This window comes from Micromonospora sp. NPDC000668 (assembly GCF_042897975.1).
Taxonomy (GTDB): Bacteria; Actinomycetota; Actinomycetes; order Mycobacteriales; family Micromonosporaceae; genus Micromonospora.
Map to the genome: position 1 here is coordinate 830793 of NZ_JBIAYP010000001.1, position 19113 is coordinate 849905.

The 19113-nt window shown below is 68.0% G+C and carries 20 protein-coding genes; 7 read left to right on the forward strand and 13 right to left on the reverse strand.

Going from position 1 to position 19113, the window contains the following annotated elements:
* Positions 1-14 precede the first annotated feature (14 nt).
* Both ACFY29_RS03755 and ACFY29_RS03760 read right to left on the reverse strand, forming a co-directional pair.
* Positions 15-908 carry a universal stress protein gene (locus ACFY29_RS03755; RefSeq protein WP_328418076.1) on the reverse strand — a complete coding sequence of 298 codons (894 nt, stop codon included), beginning with the start codon at positions 906-908 and terminating at the stop codon, positions 15-17.
* 437 nt (positions 909-1345) lie between these two features.
* Positions 1346-2410 (reverse strand): N-acetylmuramoyl-L-alanine amidase, encoded by a 1065-nt coding sequence (locus ACFY29_RS03760; RefSeq protein ID WP_386983160.1) that lies wholly within the window; start codon positions 2408-2410, stop codon positions 1346-1348.
* A gap of 227 nt (positions 2411-2637) precedes the next feature.
* On the opposite strand from ACFY29_RS03760, the gene ACFY29_RS03765 reads away from it, so the two are divergent.
* The gene (locus ACFY29_RS03765) at positions 2638-3348 is read left to right on the forward strand and encodes a DNA alkylation repair protein (RefSeq protein ID WP_386983162.1); all 711 of its coding nucleotides are present in this window, start codon (positions 2638-2640) and stop codon (positions 3346-3348) included.
* Between the two features lie 123 nt (positions 3349-3471).
* On the opposite strand, the gene ACFY29_RS03770 is transcribed toward ACFY29_RS03765, so the two are convergent.
* The 5 genes from ACFY29_RS03770 to ACFY29_RS03790 form a co-directional block, all read right to left on the reverse strand.
* A complete protein-coding gene (locus ACFY29_RS03770) occupies positions 3472-4584 on the reverse strand; it encodes an RNA-guided endonuclease InsQ/TnpB family protein (protein WP_386983164.1) in 1113 nt (370 codons plus the stop codon).
* A gap of 120 nt (positions 4585-4704) precedes the next feature.
* Positions 4705-5061, reverse strand: coding sequence for a nuclear transport factor 2 family protein (locus ACFY29_RS03775; RefSeq protein ID WP_328418084.1), 357 nt, complete (start codon positions 5059-5061; stop codon positions 4705-4707).
* Positions 5058-5525, reverse strand: coding sequence for an SRPBCC domain-containing protein (locus ACFY29_RS03780; protein WP_386983166.1), 468 nt, complete (start codon positions 5523-5525; stop codon positions 5058-5060). The genes ACFY29_RS03775 and ACFY29_RS03780 overlap by 4 nt, the downstream gene beginning before the upstream one ends.
* Positions 5522-5869, reverse strand: a complete 348-nt coding sequence (locus tag ACFY29_RS03785) for a metalloregulator ArsR/SmtB family transcription factor (RefSeq protein WP_328418088.1) — start codon at positions 5867-5869, stop codon at positions 5522-5524. Before ACFY29_RS03785 ends, ACFY29_RS03780 begins: the two co-directional genes overlap by 4 nt.
* 97 nt (positions 5870-5966) lie before the next feature.
* On the reverse strand, positions 5967-6173 hold the full coding sequence (locus tag ACFY29_RS03790; RefSeq protein ID WP_386983168.1) for a hypothetical protein: 207 nt from the start codon (positions 6171-6173) through the stop codon (positions 5967-5969).
* Positions 6174-6406: 233 nt separating this feature from the next.
* Here ACFY29_RS03790 and ACFY29_RS03795 point away from each other — a divergent pair, with 233 nt between their 5' ends.
* The gene (locus tag ACFY29_RS03795; protein WP_386983170.1) at positions 6407-6880 is read left to right on the forward strand and encodes a DUF2231 domain-containing protein; all 474 of its coding nucleotides are present in this window, start codon (positions 6407-6409) and stop codon (positions 6878-6880) included.
* Positions 6881-6909: 29 nt separating this feature from the next.
* Here the strand turns inward: ACFY29_RS03795 and ACFY29_RS03800 are convergent, their stop codons facing one another.
* From ACFY29_RS03800 to ACFY29_RS03815, 4 genes are all read right to left on the reverse strand, one after another.
* The gene (locus ACFY29_RS03800; RefSeq protein WP_386983172.1) at positions 6910-8739 is read right to left on the reverse strand and encodes a glycoside hydrolase family 15 protein; all 1830 of its coding nucleotides are present in this window, start codon (positions 8737-8739) and stop codon (positions 6910-6912) included.
* A gap of 73 nt (positions 8740-8812) precedes the next feature.
* On the reverse strand, positions 8813-9289 hold the full coding sequence (locus ACFY29_RS03805; protein WP_386983173.1) for a hypothetical protein: 477 nt from the start codon (positions 9287-9289) through the stop codon (positions 8813-8815).
* A gap of 371 nt (positions 9290-9660) precedes the next feature.
* Positions 9661-10275: a dihydrofolate reductase family protein gene (locus tag ACFY29_RS03810; protein ID WP_386983175.1), complete on the reverse strand. Its 615-nt coding sequence runs from the start codon at positions 10273-10275 to the stop codon at positions 9661-9663.
* 147 nt (positions 10276-10422) lie between these two features.
* A complete protein-coding gene (locus tag ACFY29_RS03815; RefSeq protein ID WP_355603835.1) occupies positions 10423-10920 on the reverse strand; it encodes a DinB family protein in 498 nt (165 codons plus the stop codon).
* Positions 10921-11101: 181 nt separating this feature from the next.
* Between ACFY29_RS03815 and ACFY29_RS03820 the strand changes: the two genes are divergently transcribed.
* Entirely contained in the window at positions 11102-11590 is a 489-nt protein-coding gene (locus ACFY29_RS03820; protein WP_386983177.1) for a nitroreductase/quinone reductase family protein, read from the forward strand.
* Positions 11591-11688: 98 nt separating this feature from the next.
* Here the strand turns inward: ACFY29_RS03820 and ACFY29_RS03825 are convergent, their stop codons facing one another.
* The gene (locus ACFY29_RS03825) at positions 11689-12048 is read right to left on the reverse strand and encodes a hypothetical protein (RefSeq protein ID WP_386983179.1); all 360 of its coding nucleotides are present in this window, start codon (positions 12046-12048) and stop codon (positions 11689-11691) included.
* Positions 12049-12298: 250 nt separating this feature from the next.
* Between ACFY29_RS03825 and ACFY29_RS03830 the strand changes: the two genes are divergently transcribed.
* The 3 genes from ACFY29_RS03830 to ACFY29_RS03840 all read left to right on the forward strand — a co-directional run bounded on the left by ACFY29_RS03830 (position 12299) and on the right by ACFY29_RS03840 (position 15045).
* Complete coding sequence (locus ACFY29_RS03830) at positions 12299-13240, forward strand: ATP-binding cassette domain-containing protein (protein WP_386984621.1); 942 nt, start codon at positions 12299-12301, stop codon at positions 13238-13240.
* Positions 13237-13986 carry an ABC transporter permease gene (locus ACFY29_RS03835; RefSeq protein ID WP_328418106.1) on the forward strand — a complete coding sequence of 250 codons (750 nt, stop codon included), beginning with the start codon at positions 13237-13239 and terminating at the stop codon, positions 13984-13986. Before ACFY29_RS03830 ends, ACFY29_RS03835 begins: the two co-directional genes overlap by 4 nt.
* 186 nt (positions 13987-14172) lie before the next feature.
* Positions 14173-15045 carry a DUF4097 domain-containing protein gene (locus ACFY29_RS03840; RefSeq protein ID WP_386983182.1) on the forward strand — a complete coding sequence of 291 codons (873 nt, stop codon included), beginning with the start codon at positions 14173-14175 and terminating at the stop codon, positions 15043-15045.
* On the opposite strand, the gene ACFY29_RS03845 is transcribed toward ACFY29_RS03840, so the two are convergent.
* Positions 15029-18184 (reverse strand): BTAD domain-containing putative transcriptional regulator, encoded by a 3156-nt coding sequence (locus tag ACFY29_RS03845; RefSeq protein WP_386983184.1) that lies wholly within the window; start codon positions 18182-18184, stop codon positions 15029-15031. The two genes, ACFY29_RS03840 and ACFY29_RS03845, sit on opposite strands and share 17 nt — an antisense overlap.
* Here ACFY29_RS03845 and ACFY29_RS03850 point away from each other — a divergent pair.
* Positions 18160-19104, forward strand: a complete 945-nt coding sequence (locus ACFY29_RS03850) for an MBL fold metallo-hydrolase (RefSeq protein ID WP_386983186.1) — start codon at positions 18160-18162, stop codon at positions 19102-19104. The genes ACFY29_RS03845 and ACFY29_RS03850 overlap by 25 nt on opposite strands.
* The last annotated feature ends 9 nt before the right edge of the window (positions 19105-19113 follow it).

Consider the following 19113-nt stretch of genomic DNA (forward strand, 5'->3'; position numbering starts at 1 on the left):
TAGGCGCAGGTGCCCTAGTCAGCTTCGTTGGCAGGAACCTCAGGGACCACCAGGACGGGCCGGTGGGCGCGGTGCAGGGTGGCCATGGCGACGCTGCCCAGCAGAATCTTGCGCACGGCCGAACGTCCGCGCGAGCCGACCACGAGCAGGCTCGCCTTTCGGTCCGCTGCGACCGCGGCCAGCGCGTCGGCCACGGCCCGCCCGGGGGCCCCAGCTCCAGCGCGCACACGGACGGTAGTCACGTGCTGATCGCCGGGCGCCGCCACCGCAGGGCTCTTCTCGCTGTCGCTGTCGCCGTCGCTCTCGACAGAGACCAGAACGACATCACGTTCGGGGAAGAGCCGCCGGGCGGTGGTGAGCGCAGCCTCGGCGCTTGCCGAGGAGTCCCAGCCGACCACGATCGGCCCGTCGGCGAGCGCGGCATGTTCGTCGGTCAACAGCGGGTGTGGCACCACCAGCACAGGACGCGGGCTGTAGTGCACGGCCATGTCCGACACGCTGCCGAGCACCGCCCGCGCGCCGCCCAGCCCTCGAGAGCCGATCAGCAGCACATCGGCCTGCTTCTCGTCGGCCGCCTCAGCCAGCTGCAGCCCTTCCCCGCCGTAGCTGCGGCACACGAGAGGCTCAGCGTCCCAGCCGGCAGCCCCGGCCAGCATCACGCCCATCGATGTCAAGCGATCGGCCTCGCGGCCGCCCTCACGCTCGACCGCCTGCACATACACATTGATGTTGCGGGTACCCGTCCACAGCCGCCGCCGCAACTCCTCGCTGGCGAACGGAGGCGTCCACAGATGCGCGATCCATGCGTGAGCCCCAGGAAACAACAGCCCCCCGGCTTCGATCGCAGAGCTCGCGGCCGGAGACCCGTCGTAACCCACCACTACTCGTCTGACGTTCGCGCCACTCACCGCACAACCTCCCTAACGTGCCCGAACAAAGCCGCGCCCCGGATGAGAGCGCGCGCCGCATGCCGATACCGACGCCTGCGGTGGCCGGCCGGCTGGATAAGTACGGCAGAAGGGCACAACCTGATCATATCTTCGGCGCAGGTCAGCACCGGCTCTCGCCCTGTCGCTACCAACCGGCGGCCCTATCGCGAAGCCTGACCGACCGCCGCGTCCGACGTGGCGATCACGGCGCCGCCCAAGGGGCCGATCAACGAAGACCAGCGCCCGACGTCGTTGGCAGTCGGGTGGTGATCGACCTCGCTGACAAGTACTACTGCGCGCAGGGCCGCCAGGGCCTGACGGAGAAAAGCCGTGGAGACCGGTCAGAGCATCTGACCTGTCTCCACGGCCGCCGGAAGGAATCGTGCAGCCGACTCTCCCTGTGGCTCCGCGGCGCGCTAGACCCGGGTGACCCGGACGGCGTCGGCCACGACGTAGCCGGCGGCGCTGGTCCACCGACTCACCGCGACCAGGTTGCGGTCGCCGGCAGCGAGCGAAAAGGTGCCGAGCGAACGCCAGACGCCACCGTTGGCACGCTGGTCCACGTTGACCGTCTGGGTGCCCGAGGCGGTGGCGATGACGTACGGGGTCGAGCTGTTGTACCCCGGATCGGCCGGGTGCCGTACCTCGATCCGGTAGTTTCCGGCCGCCGGGATGTCGACCTTGAACCAGGCGGCGTCGCTGGCGGGGGTGGGGTCGGCGAAGCGGTAGTCAGCGCCGTAGCGCTGGCTGGAGTAGCTCGAGGTCCCCCAGTTGGTGCTCGCCGTGAACCGCCCTGCGGTGGCGTTGTCCACGATGACGCTGAAGGTGGGCGGGGGGGTGCTGCCCAGCCCCAGATAGCTGGCGATGCCCTGAGCGTGCGCGCGGGCGGTGGCGGTGATGAAGTCGGCCCGTTTGAGCAGGTTCGCGTCGGCCAAGGTGTCGATGAAGAGATTCTCGGTGAGCACCGCGGGCATGTTCGTCTCGCGCAGCACGTGGAAGTTGGCCGTCTTCAGCCCCCGGTCGGTGACCGAACCGACCGACCGCATGCCGGCGATCACCTTCGGGTGCAACGCGTTGTGCAGATTGACGGTGGCGGCGTCCGCCGTCGGGTACCGGTAGCTCTCGAAGCCGGTGCCGCCCCCGGAGTTGATGTGCACACTCACGAAGAGGTTGGCACCCCAGGCGTTGGCGTCGTCGGTGCGGTAGGCCAGGCTGCGAGTGATGTCGGTCGTCCGGGACATGCGGACGTCGACGTTCCAGCTGGCCAGCAGGATACTGCGCAGTTGCAGGGAGATGTCGAGCGTCAGGGCCTTCTCCTGCAACCCGTTGCCGACCGCCCCAGAGTCGGTGCCGCCGTGGCCGGGGTCGATATAAATCTTGGGCAACGCGGCATGCGCGGCTCCCCCGAAGATGGGGGCGGCCGCAGCACCAGCGAGGGCCGCCAGCAGGGTACGCCGCCGTAGCGCCACGTCATCGAACATATGCACCTCTCATGGGGAACCGAAGAGATCAACGATGGACGGAATATAGCGGACCATCGATGGAGATGAAAGATGTCTTCGCCTAGCGATCCGACCGTCGGAGGTTTCCGCCACTGCGCCGCCGGTCAACCAACCGTGGGACGACGCAGGGCACTCAAGCGCACGGCGAGCAGTCCTCTTCGGATGCAGCACCGCAGCCACTGGCGGTCGCGGTAGGTTGCACAGTCATGGCCACGACCGCCGACGTCCGTCACGAACTCGCCAGCCTCGCCGACCCACGTCGAGCGGCGGCATCGAGCCAGTTTCTGCAGATGGTCCCGGGCGGGTATGGCGAGGGCGACAAGACCATCGGTGTCTCTGTGCCGGAACAGCGCAAGGTGGCCGCCCGCTACTGGCGCGAGCTCTCGCTGGCCGAAACGGCGAAGCTGCTGAGCAGCGGCGTGCATGAGGAGCGGCTGACGTCGCTGTTCATCCTGGTGCGCAAGTTCACCAAGGCAGATGAGGAGGAACGCGGCCGGATCTTCGGCATCATCCTGGCCAACACCGGCCGCATCAACAACTGGGACCTGGTGGACTCATCGGCGCCGTACATCGTCGGCCCTTGGCTGATCGACAAGGACCGGAGCGTCCTGGACCGGTTGGCCGAGTCGAGCCTGGTGTGGGACCGGCGCATCGCCATCATGGCAACTTTCGCCTTCATCAAGGCCGGTGACTTCCAGTGGACCTTCCGCCTCAGTGAACGGCTCCTGCGCGACCCACACGACCTCGTCCAGAAGGCGGTGGGCTGGATGCTGCGCGAGGTAGGCAACCGTGACAGAGCGGCGGAGGAGGAGTTCCTGGCCCGACGCTACCCAGTCATGCCGCGGGTCATGCTGCGCTACGCGATCGAAAAGTTTGAACCGCAGCGACGCAGGGAGTACCTGTCCGGCGTGGCCTAGTTGACATCCTCCATCGCCCTGAAGGGCGGGGATTCCCTCGGTCGCCCGAGGGGGTTCCTGTTTCACCGGGCCGCGCCTTCACCGCTTTCGCGGGTCGGGTCTTACCGTCCCTCCACAGGCGTTTTACCTCTCCGCCAGCCCGGCGGCGAGAATGTTCTTCGCGGCGTTGACGTCCCGGTCATGCACGGCGCCGCAGCCGGGACACGTCCAGACACGAACGCCAAGAGCCATGGCCGTGTTGATCCGCCCGCACGCAGAACAGGTCTTCGTGCTCGGATACCAGCGGTCAACGGCGATCACCGTCCGCCCATACCAGGCGGCCTTGTACTCGATCATGCTGCGCAGTTGCGTCCACGCCGCGTCGGAAATGGCGCGGGCCAGCGAGTGGTTGCGCAGCATATTGCGCACACTGAGATCCTCGATCACGACCGTTTGATTCTCACGGACGAGTCGAGTCGACAGCTTGTGCAGGTGATCCCGCCGCCGATCGCCGATACGGGCATGAATCCGGGCCACCGCCACGCGAGCTTTGGCCCGGTTGGCGGAGTCCTTGACCTTACGGGACAGGTTCCGTTGCGCCTTGGCCAACTTGCGCCGGTCAGCGCGCTCATGACGCGGGTTGGTGATCTTCTCCCCGGTGGACAGGGTGAGCAGACTGGTGATGCCCGCGTCCACCCCCACCGCCGTGCCGACCGGCGGGAGCGGCGTCACGGTGGGATCCTCGACCAGCAGGGAGATGAACCACCGACCGGCCGCGTCGCGGGACACCGTGACCGTGGACGGCTCGGCGCCGTCGGGCAGTGCCCGGGACCACACGATGGTCAGCGGCGCGTCCATCTTGGCCAGGGTGAGCTGTCCGTCACGCCAGCGGAACGCCGAGCGGGTGTACTCCGCCGACGCCCGGGATCTGCGCTTGGACTTGAAACGCGGGTAACGCGACCGCTTACCCCAAAACGCCGCGAACCCGGCTTGCAGATGCCGCAGCGCCTGCTGCAACGGCACGGAACTGACCTCATTGAGAAACGTCAGATCCTCGGTGCGCTTCCACTCGGTCAACCACGCCGACGACTGCACATAGGTGCTGCGCTGCCCGTGCACCGCCCACGCACGGGTCCGCGCATCCAGCGCCAGGTTGTAGACCTTGCGCACACACCCGAAGGTGCGGTTCAACTGCTCAGCCTGCAGCGGGGTCGGATAGAAGCGGTACTTGTACGCCCGCTTCACCACCTCACCCACGCCTCACATCCTACCAGTAGTTCATGTAAGTCTATCCCTGAGGGGAGGGAGCGGCGTTTCCTCCCCCGCCTGAAGGCAGGGGTATCCACGCCGCGACACCGAGGATTGATGCCCGCCGCTTCAGGGCAGCGGGACGAGGTAGGAGTCGACACGAGCGATGAGCCCGTCGCGGAATGTGAACAGGTCGTTGAAGGCGAACCGGAACGGCCCGTGCTCGACGCTGGCGCCGCGGCCCTCGCCCGTGGTGACGACGACTGGGCCGTCCTCGTGGACGCGGTGGACGTCGAGCTCGGGGCTGCCGGTGAACGCCGGATTCTCGATCTCGCCGTCGAACTCGGCCTTGCCCCGGGTGGTCCGATGGCCGTGGATGACCCACTCGACGTCGTCGGTGAGGGTCGCGAGGATTCGCGGGTGGTCGCTCGTCCGGAATCCGTCGAAGTACTCGGCAACGAGGTCGCGTTGGGTCGTCGGTGTCATGGCGTTCTCCACTCTGGTGTGGCCTCGTGGTGCTGCAGATGTGTGGCGAGGGCGTCGAGGATCGAGGCGAGCCCGTCGGCTGCTTGGGCGATCCGGAGCTCGGGGGGAAGCCTGCGCTGGTGGACGGTGAGGTTCGTGCCGCCGTTGGCGGGGCGGACGGTCACGGTCGTGCGGAGGCCGGTGACGGGCTCATCGAACACGAGTTCGTGCGGTGCGGTGATGCTCACGTAGACGAACCGGAGCCGGCGGGTCGCGCCGTCCGGCGCGCGGGTGTCGAGTGCGAACTCTCCCCCGGGACGCAGGTCGACGGTCACGGACTCAGGGGGCACGGTGGCGTGTGAGCCACCCCAGAACGCGGCGATGCTTGCCGGCGAGGTGAAGGCGGTCCAGACACGTTCAGGGTCCGCCGGGATGTGGCGTTTGGCGATCAGTTCGTCGCCGCGGAGCTCGGCGCTGGCGGTCAACGGACTGCTCCGTCGCCGGTGAGGTGCTGTTCGAGGGCGTCGAGCCGGTCGTCCCAGGCTCGGCGCTGGTCGTCGATCCACGTGCTGAGCAGCGACAGCTGATCGGCCCTCAGTCGGCAGGGGCGTCTGGTGCCCTCGCGTCGCTGCTCGACCAGGCCGCACCGCCGCAGGACACCGACGTGGTGGGAGATCGCCTGTGGGGTCAGGTCGAACGGTTCAGCCAGCTCTCCCACCGTGGCGTCACCCCGCGTGAGGCGAGTCACCAGGGCGCGACGGACCGGGTCACCGAGAGCGGCGAAGGCCGAATCGAGGTCTGGGCCAGGTGCCGCGAGCGAGGAGGGCATGGCTTCACCATAGCGCAAACGATCGTTTGCGCAAGCCATCTTTTTCAAAGATGGACCGCCGACCTCCACCCAAATCCAGGGCGGCCTGGCCCCACGACTACGGTCCGCTACGAAGCCGTCGGCGCATGGCTGTGGCGAAGCGGAGCATGGCCCGGTACATCCGGCGCGGCGCCGGCGGGGCCGGCAGGGGCTCGGCCGCCGTGGCGGCGCATGCCTGGAGGAAGTACGCGACCAGCCGGCGCGACGTTTCGGGTGCGGCGTCGGCGGTGGCGGTGAGGACGCCAGCGTTGGCCATCAGGAACATGACCATGTCCTCGGCGACCATAACCCCGTCGGGAGTTGCGGCCGGCGGTGTTCAGTGTCGAGGTCATCACGGCACCCTGCCCACCAGGCGCAACGCCTGGTGGGTCAGGCCGGCAACACCGCTAGATCCACTCCCCCGCCCCGACGAGGCACCGCGCGGAGCAAACGTGTAAACGCCGGATAAGCGGGTAACGGCTGCCTCGGCATCAGCGCCGCACGGCGAGGGGGACTTTGATGGAGAGCCGAGCCAAGGCCATGGGACACGGCATTCACCCAATGTTGATCGTTTTCCCGTTGGGGCTACTGGCCACCTCGGTGATCTTCGACATCCTGTATCTCATCACGGATCGAACCGGCTTTCAGATCTCCGCCGCGTACACCATCGCCGCCGGTGTGCTCGGCGGTCTCCTCGCCGCGCTGTTCGGCATGATCGACTGGAAAGCCATCCCGGCCGGGACTCGCGCCAAACGGGTCGGGGCCGCTCATGGGCTCGGGAACGTCGTCGTGGTGCTGCTCTTCGGCATCAGTTGGTTGTTGCGGCTGAATGCGGAGAACTGGGAGCCCCCTGCGGCGGCACTGGTCCTGAGCTTTGTCGGAATCGTTCTGTCCGGTGTCACGGCCTGGCTCGGTGGCGAACTCGTCGAGCGTTTGGGCATCGGGGTGAGCGCGGATGCCGGCGTCAATGCCCCGAGCTCCCTGGCCCGCTAGAAGCTGTCGGGATTGCGGGATGGGCGTGGTCAGCGCACGGTCTCCTGATCAACAGCCGGGGCATCTCGGATCGCGAGTGCGGCCTGGATGAGCGCGGCGTGGGTCAGCGTCTGCGGGTAGTTGCCGAGGAAAGCGCCGGTTGCGGGGTCCAACTCTTCGGCGTAGAGGCCGAGTGCGTTAGCGCGTCCGAGCAGTTCCTGGAACAATTCGACCGCCTCGGTGCGTCGTCCGGTGTGGGCGAGGGCCTGCACGAGCCAGAATGAGCAGGGCAGGAACGCGCCTTCGGAGCCGGGGAGGCCGTCGCGTCCTGGCGGGTAGCGGTAGAGAAGTGGGCCGCCGGCAGAAAGCCGGTCACGAATGGCGTCGATGGTGCCGCGTATGCGTGGCGACGCAATGTCGTCCATGCCCAGCAAGGGCAGGACGAGCAGAGCCGCGTCCAGTGCCGGTGAGCCGTAGCTGCCGACGTAGCTTTCCTGCGACGGGTCGAAGGCCCGGGCCCGGACATCGGTGGCGATGGCATCCCGGGCGCCCTGCCACCGGCGGCGCTGCCGCTCGGAGAGCCGGTGAGTAGCGGCGATGCGCAGGGCCCGGTCGAGAGCGAGCCAGCCCATGAGCTTGGAATGCACATGCTGGACGGGCTCGCGCACCTCCCAGATGCCGGCATCGGGCTCCGGCCAGCGCCGGGCGACCAGATCGGCAAAGCCGCGCACCGCCCGCCACGTCTCCGAATTCAGGCGGTGCCCGGCCTGCACGAGCACCCACGCGGCGTCGACCACCCAGCCATAGCCGTCGAGCTGGTGCTGCTCGGCGGCGGCATTGCCAACCCGTACCGGCGTGCTGTCGAGGTAGCCACCCCAGCCGGACAACTCCCGCTCTCGCGGTACGTGGCGGCCGTCCAAGGTGAGCAGCGCCGGCAGGCGCGGTCGCTGCAGCCGGCTGGCGTGCAGCAACCACGCGAGGAATCCGTAGGCCTCCCGGAGTTTGCCGACGCCGAGGAACGCGTTGACATTGATGCTGGCGTCTCGTGGCCAGACATAGCGGTAGTCCCAGTTGCGCACCCCGCCCGGATCCTCGGGCAACGATGTCGTCGGTGCGGCCACCGGCGCCTGCGACGGAGAGTAGGTCAACAACCGCAGGGTCAGCAGACTGCGTACGACGCTCTCCCGGAACGGCAGCGACGCGTCGATTTCTGCGGCCCAGTCCCGCCAACGGCCCTCGTCGGCGACGACAATTTCCCAGGCCGCGGCCGGCTCGACGTGGATCAACGGTTCGCGATAGGCGATGGCCAGGACGAGTGTGACCGGACGATCCGGCATGACGGTGACGGCGGTGGGCGTACCCGGTTCGACGGTGACTCCGGGGGCGCAGCCCAGCGACACCGCGAGCGACCCCCACTCACACACGAGATCCCGGCCGCGATGGTGGACCCGGGGTCGGCGGTGCTGGGCACCGAGCCGGGGATCGAACTCCACAACGGCGTCGACTGGACCTCCCTCGGCCGACAGGCGCCGCACGAGCATCGTCGTGGGCAGCAGGCGTCCGGCGAGCTCGGCCACCATGGCCTCGGTGAGGGTGAGCCGGCAGCCGTCCACCATCCAGGTCGTCTCCAGCGTGGCGGTGTGCTGCCGGTAACGCCGCTCGACGACTGTGGCGGGTCTGGCCGGCCCGACCCGAAAGGCCCCCGCCGCCGGGCCACCGACCAGCCGGCCGAACAGGGGGTCGCCGTCGAAGCGGGGCACGCAGAGCCAGTCAATCCCGCCGTCACTGGCGACGAGGGCAGCGGTGCGGGTGTCACTGAGCAGCCCATAGTCTCCGATCGGCGCCGGAGGCCGCTGACGGGTCGAGGGGACGGCGGTCATGAGGAATCTCCAGCGACGAGCTGCCGGCGGCGGCCGCGCGCCAGCCAGGAATGCTCATCGCGGCCGGTGCAGGTCAACGAGCCTGAAGGAGTAGCCCGAGGACCACCCCGTAGACGACATGGACGAGTGCCGTGACCGTCGGAGTCTGAACGCCATAGTTGAGGGCGAACAGGCCGGGCGGCTCCAGCACGGCGGTGCTGGCCGGGCCGGCCCGATGTGACGCCATGCGCGGATGGACACCAGGCAGCAGGGGCAGGAGCACAGTCAGCGCAATCGCGACGTGGAGTGCACCGAGCAGCGCCCCGATCCACCAGGTGGCGCGATGCAGCATGGCGAACACGGCCGCGTACCCGAGCGCGAAGCCCTGACCGGCAGCGAGGTGGATGAAGAACCCGACGACCCGGGCCCGGTCGGGATCCTCGGTGACGATGGTCCCGAGCACCAGAGGAAGGTCGAGACGGGTGAGCCCGGCCATCTGAGCAGTGATCGACGTCGCGGTGAGCGCCACGGTGGCGACCAACCCGAACAGTGCCCATCCAGCCCAGTCCATCTCAGCGAGAGCAGGCGGCCAACGCTGGCCCGGCCTGGCAGACATGCGCGGCCGCGCGTGAAGGTGACCGTGTCGGTACCGGTCGAACAAGCGCCGCCCCGCCCATCCGTACGCGGCAACGCGAATTGATCCCGGACATCGCACGCCTTCCGGCTAGCACAGGAAGAGTCATGTACGGCGCCGTCCGTAGCGCATGTGTTCGCACAGCTATCAGCCACGGTGGTCGCCCGGGTCTTACCCTAGGCGCACGGCACCTGCAGGACCGGCGGTTCGCCGGACGGCCTTGTTGAACACCAGAGCGACCGTGAACATCCGAAAGTTCCTCGGTGCTGGCTTCCTTGCCGACGCGGCGATCCTCCTCGTGGAGGCGACTAGTTCCCTCCGGGTACCTGGTCCTTGACCTCGTCGTAGCCTGCCTTGGTCGGTGCCGCGGTCGGCGAGTAGATCACCCGGATCACGCCCGTCGGAAACGCCTCCGTCGCCGTCAACTTCAGGTGGTACGCCGTATCGCCCTCGTCGAACAGCTTGCGGCCCTTACGCGCCGCTACCGGATGCACCAGCAGGCGCAGCTCGTCGACCAGCCCCGCGGCGAGCAGTTGCTGCACCACGGAGATCGACCCAGGGATGAGGATGCCCTTGATGCCGGCATCAGCCTTCAGTGAGGCGACCGCATCGAGGAGTTCCCCCTTGATCAGCTCGGAGTTGCGCCAGGAGAACTCCAGCGGCTGACGCGAGACGACCACCTTGCGTACGTCCCCGAGTTGCTTGGCGAACTGTGCATCCTCCCCACCGGCGGCCTCACGGTCGGGCCAGGCTCCGGCGAAGCTGTCGTACGTCTCGCGGCCGATGAGCAGCACGTCAGAGGTGTCATAGTCCTCGCCGACGGCGCGACCCATGTTCTCGTCGAAGTACGGAAAGTGCCAATCGGGGTCGATCTCGGCCACACCGTCGGCCGAGATGAACAGCGTGGAGATGACCTTTGCCATCGCGGTGATCCCTTCGAGTCAGGTGGTGTCGGCGGGTACACCGGCGCATCATCCCAAACTCATCGGCCAGCCACGGTCCGCCGCTACGAAGAGTTCGCGTGTCGAGCTCGTGAACGCCTGTCGGCGGCATGTGCGGACGCCCACGCGCTACTCGCTGAGGAGTTGCTCGCGCAGGATGTCTGCGTGCCCGCCGTGCTGAGCGAGCTCGCGCAGCACGTGGAGGTACACCCAGCGCAGCGGGAGCGGGCCGCGCCGGTTGCCGTGCACCGTGTCGTCCAGCCCGAGGGGTGACGTCGCGCGGCGTGACGCTTCGCATGCCTCGGCATGTGCTCGCCGAAGGGTAGCGATGGTGTCGTCGTCATCGAGGATGAACGACTCGTCTGGCGTCGCGGGGATGCCGATCTCGGCGCGCGATCGGCACGTGACGGCTTCGTCGAACCAGACCTTCTCGACGAAAGTCGCATGCTTTACCAAGCCCAGCAGCGTCGTCCGGGACGGCACCAACGATCGGCGCGCCTGCTCCTCGGTCAGCCCGTCCAAGCAGTCATTGAGCACGCGGCGGTGCTCATCGAGAAACGCCTCGAACTGGGCCTTCGCCGGCTGATTGATCACGTCTTCGGCGAATGTCGGCGGGAAGGAAGACATCTGCGCAGCATCTCAAGACCCGCCAACCAAGAGCAACTAGATCGGCTCTGGTGATTCAAGCTGGCGGGTGCCACGCTAGGCACCTGGCGAGGGAAAGCACGTTCATGGCCGATAGTCGTCGGCGCGGTGGTCAAACCCGCCGGGCCAGGCTGACCAGCCTGGCCCGCCAGAGGAGGTCGTGATGTCGGTAGAGAGTCGAGCGGAAAAACCAAAGCTTCCGCCACGCTGGTTCATCCGGCTGGCCTGGCACGTTCACCGGGGCCTGTATCGGGTCTTTCGCGGCCGGGTCGGACTCTGGCGGCCCCGCGCCAACCGCTGGGGCACCGTGCGGCTGACCACCACCGGGCGCCGCACCGGCCAGCAGCGCGGCGTCATCGTCGCGTACCTGGAGGATGGGCAGAATCTGTTCACGCTGGCGATGAATGGATGGGGTGAGGCTGAGCCCGCCTGGTGGCTCAACCTGCAGTCGCATCCGGATGCGACCGTCGACCTGGTCGACGGGCAGCGGCTGGTACGTGGGCGCGCCGCGACAGGCGAGGAGCGGGTGCGACTGTGGGCCCGGTGGCGCGAAATCGACACGAAACTCGACGCTTTCGCGGCACTGCGGTCGTCCGAGACCGCTGTGGTGGTCCTGGAGCCCCGGCCTGCCGTCGAGCACGTTACCGAGTAGTTGCGGCCCGGGTTCACGGCGCGGATCCGACGGGGTCTCCCCCGAGCGCCCGGTGGCAACTGGCCTTGATGGCGGGCCGGACGCTGTGGCCTGCTGGCCTACCGCAGCCACCGTAGTGCGGCGTCGGCAGTGTCCTCGGGGCTGCTGTTGAAGGCGATGGCCGCCCCGGGAGCACGCTGCCGAACGAGGTTGACCACCGTCTCGAAGAACTCGAGCAACGGCTCATGCTTGCGGATGCCGCCCCCAACCACCACGCAGGCGTAGTCCTTCCGGGTCAGCGCCTCGACGATCGCTCCCTCGGCGGTCTCGTCGGGCACCACCAAGCACAGGTCGGCCTCGATATCGAGATCAACGAAACGGGCCTGACCGCGTGCGATCGCCGCTACGACCGGCTCAGGGTCCCAGCCCGGGATCCTGACGGGATCGAGACCGATCACCAACACTGGCCCCCGTGCCATGCGTCCTCCTTCTTGCCATCGAAGGGTCTGGCCCTGGCGCTCGGTGCCCACAGGCACCGAGCGCGCGGAACACCGACACTTCGTCGGACGGCCATGTCACACGATCCCGATGCTGCCACAGGCGGCACCAGAGGTGCTGGACTCCCGACCGCCGCAGCGGACACCAACCGTTCCCTCGGACCAGACCGTGTCAGTGGCCGTGTCAGGGGCGTGTCAGGGCCGTGACAGGCCGGCTGCCGACAGTGGGCACATGACAAGTTCTGCGATTGCAGTTTCAGGGCTACGGAAAGCCTTCGGGGACAAGGTGGTGCTCGATGGCATCGATCTGGATGTGCGTGCGGGCACGGTGTTTTCCCTGCTCGGTCCGAATGGGGCGGGTAAGACCACGACGGTGAACGTGTTGACCACGTTGATGAAGGCCGACGCCGGGACGGTTCGGGTTGCCGGGCATGATGTCGCGACCGAGACCAAGGCGGTGCGGGCGGCGATCGGGGTCACCGGTCAGTTCGCGGCGGTGGACGAGCTGCTGACGGGGCAGGAAAACCTGCAGCTGATGGCGGACCTGAAGCGTCTGGGCTCTACCGCCGGCCGGCGGGTCGTCACCGACCTGCTGGAACGCTTCGACCTGGCCGAGTCGGCGCTGAAGCCGGTGTCCACCTATTCCGGGGGTATGCGCCGCAAGCTGGACCTGGCGATGACCCTGGTCGGCAAGCCCCGCATCATCTTCCTGGACGAGCCGACGACGGGACTGGACCCGCGCAGCCGCCGAACGATGTGGGACATCGTCCGCGAACTGGTCACCGACGGCGTGACCATTTTCCTCACCACCCAGTACCTCGAGGAAGCCGACCAGCTCGCCGACCGGATCGCCGTCCTCGACCAGGGCCGCCTGGTCGCCCAGGGCACCCCCGACGACCTCAAAGCCCAGGTCCCCGGCAGCCACGTCCGACTCCGGTTCACCACCGCCGCCGAACTCGACGCGGCCGCGCGGGTCCTCAGCGACTCCACCCGCGACAACGAAGCACTGACCCTGCGAGTGCCCAGCGACGGCGGAACCAAGTCACTGCGGGCCCTGCTCGACAGGCTCGACGAAAACACGATCAACGCCGAAGCGTTCTCCGTGCACACCCCAGACCTCGATGACGTTTTCCTCGCCCTGACCGGCCGCACCACGGAGGTAGCAGCGAAATGAGCACCCCATCCCACTCGATGGTCATGTTGCGTCGCAACTTCAAGCACATCGCCCGGAATCCGACGTCGGTGTTCAACGCGGTTTTGATGCCGATCGTGCTCATGTTGATGTTCGTGTACATGTTCGGAGACGCTTTCAACGTCGGTGTCGACTACATCGACTACGCCACGCCGGGGCTGATGCTGCTGGCCGTGTGTTACGGGCTGGGGGCCACCGCCACGGCGGTGAACTCCGACATGACCAAGGGCATCATCAACCGGTTCAAGGTCATGGACGTCTCCCGTGGTGCGGTGTTGACCGGTCACGTCATCGCCAGCCTGCTGACCAACCTGATCGCCATCGGATCCCTCCTCGGGGTGGCTTTCCTGCTGGGATTCAACCCGTCGGCGAGTTCCCTCGACTGGCTCGCTGTGCTCGGCATCATCGTGCTGCTCGGGTTCGCGGCCGGCTGGCTCACCGTCGCCCTCGGACTGTTCGCGAAATCCCCGGAAACCGCCGGTCTGGCCGCCGTGCCACTGGTCATGCTGCCGTTCTTCAGCAGCGCGATCGTCCCGGCGGAGAAGATGGGGCCGGGCCTCCGGCAGTTCGCCGAGTACCAGCCCTTCACGTCGATCATCGAAACCCTCCGCGGATTGCTCAACGGCACACCAACCACCAGCACCACGATCACCGCCATCGCCTGGTGCGTCGGCATCGCACTCATCGGGTACCTCTGGGCAGGCTCCACGTTCAAGAAGCGCGCGTGACCTCCCGGGCGATGACCTTCCGAGGACCGTGATCGGGCCGACCTCCAAGGCCGTGATCGACAGCTAACACGGCGCGCGCTCGCCAGCGACGAGCGCGCGCCGTGGCCGTGCGGATCGATGCTTCACCGGCTGGGGCGGCTCAGCCCTCACCACACGGACCAAGGATGAGACAAGAGGAGAGTTGTCATGCCTACCTTCGCCACGCCAGGACCCATCGTCGCCACCGTTGTTGTCGCCGGTGCTCAGGTGCGGGTCACCGCGAGCGAGCGGACCGACACCTCAGTGCTGGTCGAACCCATCAACAAGGCGAGCCAGTCGGATGTCAAGGTTGCCAACAAAACCAAGGTCGACTTCGCCGGCGGTCAGCTATCGGTCAAGACGACCGCGTCCGGAGACAAGAACGGTTCGGTCGCCATCACGATCGACCTGCCCGCCGGCTCCAGCCTGGTTTCGTACCTGACGTACTCGGATGTGCACGCCGACGGCTCGTTCGGAGAGTGCGAGCTGCACATGGCATCGGGTCGGGTCCACCTCGATCGCATCAACGCGCTGCAGGCGAACATCACCGCCGGTGAGGTCACGATCGGCCACATCGCCGAGTGCGCCACCATCGACGGTGCGTCGTTCGCAATGCGGATCAGCGAGGTCAAGGACACCGTCAAGCTCTCGAGCTCGGGCGGGCAGATCTGGATCGGCCACGCATCGTCCGACCTTGATCTCAGCAGTGGCAGCGGCGGTTTCGACATCGACCGCGCCGACGGCAGCGTCACCGCCAAAACAGGCGACGGCGCCATTCGGATCGGCCGGTTGACGCGCGGTCAGGCGGAGCTGATGAACGGCTCAGGAAACATCGAGGTCGGCATCAGCGAGGGCACCGCCGCCTGGGTGGACGCCAACAGCGAGCGAGGGTCGGTGCGCAACTCCGTTCCGTCCCCGGAAAACCCTGACACGTCGGACAACAAGGTCACGGTTCACGCCCGCACGCGGCACGGCGACATCAGCATCCAACGCGTAGCAAACCGACCGTGGGCGCCTGCCCCGTTCAGGCGGCGAGTGTGACCGTGACCAGTTGATGCCAACTCGTCTGCGTACCCTCCCGAGTCGCCTCAGCGAACCGTGTGTCGCCGAGGCGGAGCCGCGCGGCCTGCTCGATCCGGGCCACGTCCGGCTGGGAACGATCCGGCAGCCCGCGCACGGCGGCGCTCGCCGCGAGCAACCGCGCGGCCTGCTCGTGTTGTTCACGGCGCAGTGCCAGGTCCGCGATCCCGACGAGGACCTGCGCAATCACGGGTGCGTGCCCCGCCTCGGCCGCGGCCCGGCAGGCCGCTGCGCGGTATGTGCGGGCCTCGCCGAGGTCGTCGGCGAGGTAGCCGAGCAGATCGTGTGTCACCGCGCGGATGTGCGCACGCTCCGCAGTGTCGCCCAGCATGGTTGTCGCGACGCCGAGTTGCTGGTGTGCCTCCTCCGCGTCGCCGCCCCAACGGGCGAGTTCCGCCTTCGCCAGGGCCAGCTCGGCCAGCGCGTCCGGCCAGGTGACCCGTGCCGCGTGCCGTTGCGCCTCGGCTATCGCAGCCGCGCTGGACTCCTTGTCGCCCAGCAGCCAGTACAGCTGAGCCTGTCGCGACCGCATGCGGATGACATCCTCGATGGCACCGACTTCGGTGACGACCGCGATCGCCTGTTCGAAGTGCTCGCAGGCAGCGGCGAACTCGCCGCGCGCCGCGATGCGGTCCGCCAGCTCGGTCTGGGCGAAGGAAATCCCGAACCGTTCGCCGATTGCCCGGAACTCGGCGAGCGCCATCACGAGATGCGCGTCCGCATCCCGCCCGTCCTGGCCGAGGATGATCCGCATCTTGCCGAGGTGGAGCCGGGCCATCGCGCGGACCCAGGGATCTTCGTCGTCCAACAGTGCTTCGAACGCGGGCAAGATCTCGTCCGGCGCCTGCAACATGCGTTTCATGGCGGCGACGAACGCCAGCGCCGGGTGGCGGCCCTGGCCGCGCTGACTGCCCTGGCCGAACCGGTACGCCTTGTGGATCCACTCCTCCGTCTGATGTTCGTCGCCCCGCCCGGAACTCAGGAAATGCCCGACAAGGGCGTACACCGTCGCCCGGATCTCGTCGGTCACCTCGCCGGGCGTCTCGGTCGCCGCGGTGAGCAGCTCGATGCCTTCGGCCCGGTGCCCGCCGAGCCACCAGTACCAGCCGGCGTTCGCCGCGAGCCGCATCGTCGCGTGCGCCTCGCCGGCCGTGATTGCACCACGCATCGCAGAACCGATGTTGTCGTGCTCGACCTCGAGCGTGGCGAGCCATCGCACCTGCTCGGCGCGGCGAAGATGCGGCTCCGCGGTCTCGGTGAGTTCCGTGAAGTAGGCGAGATGCGCAGTGCGCGCCAGGTCCGACTCCCCCGCCTCCGCGAGGCGGTGCCCGGCGTACTCCTTGATCGTCTCGATCATCCGGTAGCGCGGTGCGCTGTCGCGATCGGCGACCAGGAGTGATTTCTCGGCCAGCGCGGTGAGCAGATCGAGCACCTGCTCCCGCTCGACCGTATCGCCGGCGCAGACCCGCTCGGCCGCTTCCAGGCTCGCCCCGCCGGAGAACACCGAGAGCCTGCGCAGGACCATCCGTTCGGCGTCGGTGAGCAACTCCCAGCTCCAGTCGACCACCGCGCGCAGCGTCCTGTGGTGCGGCAACGCGGTACGGCTACCGCTGGTCAGCAGGCGGAACCGGTCGTCGAGCCGGTGGGCGAGCTGATCGATCGACATGGTGCGCAGCCTGGCCGCGGCCAGTTCGATCGCCAGCGGCATCCCGTCCAGCGCCCGGCAGACGCGCACCATCGTCGACAACGTGTGGGCGTCGAGCGCGAGATCCGTGCGCACCGCGCCCGCCCGGTCCCGCAGCATCTGGACGGCGGGAGAGGACTCGATCTCGCCGGGGCTGGCGTCCCCCTCCGGCAAGGTCAGTGGCTCGACCAGCCACAGCGCCTCCCCGGTGATGCCGAGCGGTTCCCTGCTCGTCGCCAGGATCCGCAGTCGCTGGCACTCCCCGAGCACTCGATGGGCGAACGCCGCCGCCGACTCGATCACATGCTCACAGTTGTCCAGAATCAGCAGCGCCTCCCGATCGCGGATCGCGGCGATGAGCCGGTCCGTCGGCTCCACGTTCGGTGCCCCGCCGAGCAGAGCATCCCGGAGGCCGAGCCCGGCGAGCGCCGACTGCGCCAGGTCAGCATCCGCGCCGATGGCTGCGAGCTCCACCAGCCAGACCCCGTCCGGCAGGTCGCCGAGCAGCGTGCGCGCGGTTTCCGTGGCCAGCCTGGTCTTCCCCGAGCCGCCCGGCCCGATCAGAGTGGTGAGCCGATGCTCGGCGAGGAGTTCGCGGACCGCGGCGATATCGGCGTCCTTGCCGATGAAGCTGGTCAGCTCGGCACGCAAGTTGGTCTTCCGGTTCTCCTCCCGCCGTCGTCCCAACCCGCCCCGCAGCAGCGCGACGTGCAATGCGGACAGCTCCGGAGAGGGGTCGACGCCCAGCGCGTCCGCCAGTGCCTCTCTCGCGCGCTGGTACACGAGCAGCGCGTCGGTGTCGCGGCCGGCCGCGACGAGGGCACGCATCAGCGCGGCGACAAGCCGTTCTCGCACCGGATGCGCGGCCACCAGGTCGGTCAGCTCCGTGACCAGCTCCACACCGTGGCCGAGGCGGATCTCGGCATCGAACCGATCCTCCATGGCTGTCAGGCGTAGCCCTTCGAGCCGGGTGACCGCCGCGTCCAACGCGGCACTATCCGGCAAATCGACGCCCTGCATGGCCGCACCGCGCCACAGTGCGAGGGCCTCGCGCAGCAGCCGTACCCGCCGCGAATCATCATCCGTCTGGACCTGGCCCGCCGTGATGAGGCGTTCGAACCGCACGGCGTCGACAGCGTCGGGTTCCACCGTCAGCCGGTAGCCGTCCGGCTGCCCCTCGATCCAGCCTTCCGGCAGCGCCTTTCGCAGCCGGGAAACCAAGCGTTGCAGGGCATTCGTCGCGTCGGAGGGCGGCCGCTCACCCCAGATCCAGTCGATGAGAGTCGCCTTCGGGACCACGTGTCGTGGTTCGAGCGCGAGGGCAATCAACAGACCGCGCAACCGGGCACCCGGCACGTCGGCCAAGACGCCGTCGTCCGCACGAACCTCGAATGGTCCAAGCATCCCGATCTGCACCTGGCAGATCTTGCCACGGGCGATTGGCAGCCTCGCCGACGGTGAGCTGGGCGGAGGTCGAATCCGGCGCCATTGGGGGTACTGCCGCATTTGCCGACCTCGAGCAGGCACACGTCGTCGATGATGGTGATGTCAAGCGACACAGGGAAACCGAGGAGAGCACCTTGAACAGGCTGACCGTACGCGCCATCGGCGGGCCGACGGCCGTCCTCGACTACGCGGGCTCGCGCATCGTGTTGGACCCGACCTTCGACGAACCACGGATGTACCAGAACGGGCCGGTCACCGCGACCAAGCTGACCGGCCCGAGCGCCGCGCCCGAGGACCTCGACCAGGCCGATGCGGTACTCGTATCGCACGAGCACCACGTCGACAACCTCGACATCTCCGGGCGGGAGTACGCCCGCCGGGCCCGAAGGGTGTTCACCACCACGGCGGGGGCACAGAATCTTGGCCCCGGGTGCATCGGCCTCCGGCTGTTCGAGCACGCCATGGTCGGCGACCTGCGCGTCACGGCGGTTCCGGCGCTGCACGGGACGCCGGAGATTGGCGTGGTCAACGGTCCGGTGATCGGATTCCTGCTGGAGGCCGATGGCTGGCCGACGGTCTACGTCAGCGGGGACAACGCCTCACTGGATGTCGTGGCGGTGGTCGCGGAACAGTTTCCGGCGATAGAGATCGCGATCCTCAACCTCGGCGCGGCCCGGATCGCGGCACGCGGCGAGGGGTACCTCACCTTGACGGCAGAACTGGCGGCACGAGCGGCGGCTCTGCTCGGTGTCCGGGCGATGGTTCCGGTGCACCAGGACGGCTGGGGGCACTACACCCAGGATGCCGACGACGTCGTGCGCGCCTTTGAAAAGGCGGGCTTGACGGACGTGCTCGTCGACCTCCGGCCCGGCGACTCGGCGACTCTCTGACGAGGACAC

What these genes read in the sequence shown, in the direction of transcription:
- ACFY29_RS03775 (WP_328418084.1), bottom strand. Translation starts at nt 5,061, where the DNA reads ATGACACCGACGACCCAACGCGACCTCGTTGCCGAGTACTTCGACGGA.
- ACFY29_RS03800 (WP_386983172.1), bottom strand. Translation starts at nt 8,739, where the DNA reads ATGACCGCCGTCCCCTCGACCCGTCAGCGGCCTCCGGCGCCGATCGGA.
- ACFY29_RS03790 (WP_386983168.1), bottom strand. Translation starts at nt 6,173, where the DNA reads ATGTTCCTGATGGCCAACGCTGGCGTCCTCACCGCCACCGCCGACGCC.
- ACFY29_RS03830 (WP_386984621.1), top strand. Translation starts at nt 12,299, where the DNA reads ATGACAAGTTCTGCGATTGCAGTTTCAGGGCTACGGAAAGCCTTCGGG.
- ACFY29_RS03805 (WP_386983173.1), bottom strand. Translation starts at nt 9,289, where the DNA reads ATGGACTGGGCTGGATGGGCACTGTTCGGGTTGGTCGCCACCGTGGCG.
- ACFY29_RS03840 (WP_386983182.1), top strand. Translation starts at nt 14,173, where the DNA reads ATGCCTACCTTCGCCACGCCAGGACCCATCGTCGCCACCGTTGTTGTC.
- ACFY29_RS03825 (WP_386983179.1), bottom strand. Translation starts at nt 12,048, where the DNA reads ATGGCACGGGGGCCAGTGTTGGTGATCGGTCTCGATCCCGTCAGGATC.
- ACFY29_RS03765 (WP_386983162.1), top strand. Translation starts at nt 2,638, where the DNA reads ATGGCCACGACCGCCGACGTCCGTCACGAACTCGCCAGCCTCGCCGAC.
- ACFY29_RS03760 (WP_386983160.1), bottom strand. Translation starts at nt 2,410, where the DNA reads ATGTTCGATGACGTGGCGCTACGGCGGCGTACCCTGCTGGCGGCCCTC.
- ACFY29_RS03785 (WP_328418088.1), bottom strand. Translation starts at nt 5,869, where the DNA reads ATGCCCTCCTCGCTCGCGGCACCTGGCCCAGACCTCGATTCGGCCTTC.
- ACFY29_RS03835 (WP_328418106.1), top strand. Translation starts at nt 13,237, where the DNA reads ATGAGCACCCCATCCCACTCGATGGTCATGTTGCGTCGCAACTTCAAG.
- ACFY29_RS03850 (WP_386983186.1), top strand. Translation starts at nt 18,160, where the DNA reads ATGGTCCAAGCATCCCGATCTGCACCTGGCAGATCTTGCCACGGGCGA.
- ACFY29_RS03820 (WP_386983177.1), top strand. Translation starts at nt 11,102, where the DNA reads ATGTCGGTAGAGAGTCGAGCGGAAAAACCAAAGCTTCCGCCACGCTGG.
- ACFY29_RS03810 (WP_386983175.1), bottom strand. Translation starts at nt 10,275, where the DNA reads ATGGCAAAGGTCATCTCCACGCTGTTCATCTCGGCCGACGGTGTGGCC.
- ACFY29_RS03815 (WP_355603835.1), bottom strand. Translation starts at nt 10,920, where the DNA reads ATGTCTTCCTTCCCGCCGACATTCGCCGAAGACGTGATCAATCAGCCG.
- ACFY29_RS03795 (WP_386983170.1), top strand. Translation starts at nt 6,407, where the DNA reads ATGGAGAGCCGAGCCAAGGCCATGGGACACGGCATTCACCCAATGTTG.